Here is a 3,336-nt window from a genome sequence, read left to right on the forward strand (position 1 = left end):
GCACCGCCGACCCGATCGGCCCGAAGCCCGTGCCGATCCTGCTCGGTGTGCTGCTGCTGATCGTCGCCGCGATCTACGCGGTGGACGTCGCCCGCGGCGGCAGCGGTGAGCCGGAGGCCGGCGAGGACGTCGACCTGACCACCCCGATCGACTGGCGGACGGTGCTGCTCCTCATCGGCGCGTTCCTGGTCAACGCGGTGCTCATCGACCGGCTCGGTTGGGTGATCAGCGGGACGTTGCTCTTCTGGGGCTCGGCCTTCGCGCTGGGCAACCGGCACCACGTGCGCAATCTGCTGATCGCCGTCGCGCTGTCGTTGATCACCTTCTACACGTTCGCCATCGGGCTCGGCGTGAACCTGCCCGCGGGCGTGCTGCAAGGGATCCTGTGATGGACAACCTCGGAAACCTGCTCGACGGGTTCGCCAACGTGGTGACCCCGATGAACCTGCTGATCGCGCTGCTCGGGGTGACCATCGGCACCGCCGTGGGCGTGCTGCCCGGCATCGGCCCGGCGATGACGGTGGCGCTGTTGCTGCCGGTCACCTACGGGATGGAGCCCACCCAGGCGTTCATCATGTTCGCCGGCATCTTCTACGGCGGCATGTACGGCGGCTCGACCACCTCGATCCTGCTGAACACCCCCGGCGAGTCGTCGTCGGTGGTGACCGCGATCGAGGGCAACAAGATGGCGAAGGCGGGACGCGCCGCGCAGGCGCTGGCCACCGCCGCGATCGGCTCGTTCGTCGCCGGCACCATCGCCACCCTGCTGCTGGTGGTGGTGACCCCGCCGGTGGTGCAGTTCGCGATCAGCCTCGGCGCGCCGGACTACTTCGCGCTGATGCTGCTGTCGTTCGTGGCGGTCACCGCGGTGCTCGGGGCGTCCCGGGTCCGCGGCTTCGCCTCGCTGCTGCTCGGCCTGGTCATCGGCACGATCGGGATCGACGCGGTGAGCGGCCAGCAGCGGCTCACCCTGGGCATCCCGCAACTCGCCGACGGCATCGACGTGGTCGTGGTGGCGGTCGGCATCTTCGCCGTCGGCGAGGCGCTCTGGATCGCGGCGCACCTGCGCCGCCGCGCCGCCGAGGTGATCCCGGTCGGCCGACCGTGGATGGGGCGGGAGGACTGGAAGCGGTCCTGGAAGCCCTGGCTGCGCGGCACCGCGTACGGGTTCCCGTTCGGGGCGCTGCCGGCGGGCGGCGCGGAGATCCCGACGTTCCTGTCGTACGCCACCGAGAAGAAGCTGACGAAGCACCCGGAGGAGTTCGGCCGGGGCGCGATCGAGGGCGTCGCGGGTCCGGAGGCGGCCAACAACGCCTCCGCCGCCGGCACGCTGGTGCCGATGCTGGCCATCGGCCTGCCCACCAACGCCACCGCCGCGGTGATGCTGGCCGCCTTCCAGCAGTACGGCATCCAGCCCGGCCCGCTGCTCTTCGAGCGGGAGTCCGGTCTGGTCTGGACGCTGATCGCCAGCCTCTTCGTGGGCAACCTGCTGCTGCTGGTGCTGAACCTGCCGCTCGCGCCCGCCTGGGCGCGGCTGCTGCGGATTCCCCGCCCGTACCTCTACGCCGGGATCCTCTTCTTCGCCTCGATGGGCGCGTACGCGGTCAACGCCTCGCCGTTCGACCTGTTCCTGCTGCTCACCCTCGGCCTGCTCGGGTTCGGCATGCGGCGCTTCGGGCTGCCGATCCTGCCGCTGATCGTCGGGGTGATCCTCGGCCCGCGCGCCGAGCTTCAGGGCCGGCGGGCGTTGCAGCTCTCCGGCGGCGAGCTGCACGGCCTGCTCGGCGGCTGGGTCTCCTGGACGATCTACGCCGTGGTGCTGGTGGTGCTGCTCTGGCCGGTGCTCGGCCGCTTCGTCGTCCGAGGAGTTCGGGAAAGGCTGGTGACCCGATGACCGTGCTGGTGGGGTACGTCCCCTCGGCCCTGGGTGAGGCGGCGCTGCGGGCCGCCGTGGAGCAGGCCCGGTTCCGCGACGAGCCGGTGCTGGTGGTGAACACCTCGCGCGGTGACGCCTACGTCGACCCGCGCTTCGCCCAGGAGAGCGACCTGGCCCGGGTGGTCCGCGAGCTGACCGCCGACGGGGTACCGCACACCGTCCGGCAGCTGATGCGGGGCCGGGACGCGGCCGAGGAGATCGCCGAGATCGCCGAGGCGGAGGAGATCTCGCTGGTGGTGATCGGCATCCGGCACCGCACCCCGGTGGGCAAGCTGATCATGGGGTCGACCGCGCAGGAGATCCTGCTCCGGGTGCCCTGCCCGGTGCTCGCCGTGAAGGCCGACTGAGTGGCGCCCGGGGGCTCCGGGGTCCCCGGGCGCGGCCAGACCGGCCTGCTGCTCACCCACACCATCGTGGTGCAGGCGGCCACCTTCATGCTGCGCCCGGCGTCGGCGTACCGGGCGCTGGACCTCGACGTGCCGGCGGCCTGGCTCGGCGTGCTCGGGGCCAGCTTCGCCGTCGTGCCGCTGCTGCTGGCGGTCCCCTCCGGCCACGCGGTCGACCGGTTCGGCGAACGCCGCATCGTGCTGGCCGGGTCGGGCCTGCTCGCCGCCGCCGGCGCCTGCTTCGTGCTCTTCGCCGACTCGGTCGCCGGCCTGGTCGTGGCCAGCATGGTGCTCGGCACCGGCCACCTCTGCGCGGTGGTGGGCCAGCAGGCGCTGGTCGCCAACCGCACCCCGGCGGACCGGTACGACGCGGCCTTCGGCTACTACACCTTCGCCGCCTCGCTGGGCCAGGCGTTGGGACCCGGCCTGATCGTGGTCTTCGGCGGGGACCGCCCGATCCCGGACACCGGGGCGATCTTCCTCGGCGCCACCGCGCTCACCCTGCCACTGCTGGTCACCGCCGCCTTCCTCCGCCCGTCCGGGCACCACCGGCAGGCGACCGGGCCGGCCGCCGGTGGACTGGCCGGCCTGCTCCGCCAGCCCGGACTGGTGCGCGCCCTCGCGGTCAGCTGCGTCGTCCTGGCGGCGGTCGACATCACCCTGGTCTACCTGCCCGCCCTCGGTGCCGAGCGGGGTATCGCCGCCGGCTCGATCGGCGTACTGCTGGGGTTGCGGGCGGTCGCGTCGATGGCCTCGCGGCTGCTGCTGGGCCGGCTGGTCGCCGCCGTCGGCCGGCGCCGGCTGCTGGTCGGCACCGTCGCCCTCTCCGCCGCCGGTGTCGGGCTGCTGCTGCCGCCCCTGCCGCTCTGGGCGATGGCGGTGGTGGTCACGGTCTCCGGGCTGGGCCTGGGTGCCGGGCAACCGCTGACCATGTCGTTCCTGGCCGAGTCCGCCCCGCCCGGGTTGCGCGGCCGGGCGATGTCCCTGCGCCTCACCGGCAACCGGCTCGGCCAG

General features: G+C 73.1%; 4 protein-coding genes. All 4 read left to right on the forward strand.

Annotation, left to right across the window (positions count from 1 at the left end; genetic code table 11):
- The coding region (locus JNW89_RS31925; RefSeq protein ID WP_238451887.1) for a tripartite tricarboxylate transporter TctB family protein at nucleotides 1-389 on the forward strand (389 nt) is incomplete at its 5' end.
- Complete coding sequence (locus JNW89_RS31930) at nucleotides 389-1,894, forward strand: tripartite tricarboxylate transporter permease (protein ID WP_238451888.1); 1,506 nt, start codon at nucleotides 389-391, stop codon at nucleotides 1,892-1,894. The genes JNW89_RS31925 and JNW89_RS31930, both read left to right, overlap by 1 nt.
- Nucleotides 1,891-2,283, forward strand: a complete 393-nt coding sequence (locus JNW89_RS31935) for a universal stress protein (RefSeq protein WP_238451889.1) — start codon at nucleotides 1,891-1,893, stop codon at nucleotides 2,281-2,283. The genes JNW89_RS31930 and JNW89_RS31935 overlap by 4 nt, the downstream gene beginning before the upstream one ends.
- Nucleotides 2,284-3,336, forward strand: a 1,053-nt coding sequence (locus JNW89_RS31940; RefSeq protein WP_238451890.1) for an MFS transporter, incomplete at its 3' end; no start/stop codon positions are given.

The organism is Micromonospora sp. 4G55, assembly GCF_016803375.1.

Excerpts from the sequence above, each read along its gene's own strand:
- JNW89_RS31930 (WP_238451888.1), top strand. The coding sequence starts at position 389 with ATGGACAACCTCGGAAACCTGCTCGACGGGTTCGCCAACGTGGTGACC.
- JNW89_RS31935 (WP_238451889.1), top strand. The coding sequence starts at position 1,891 with ATGACCGTGCTGGTGGGGTACGTCCCCTCGGCCCTGGGTGAGGCGGCG.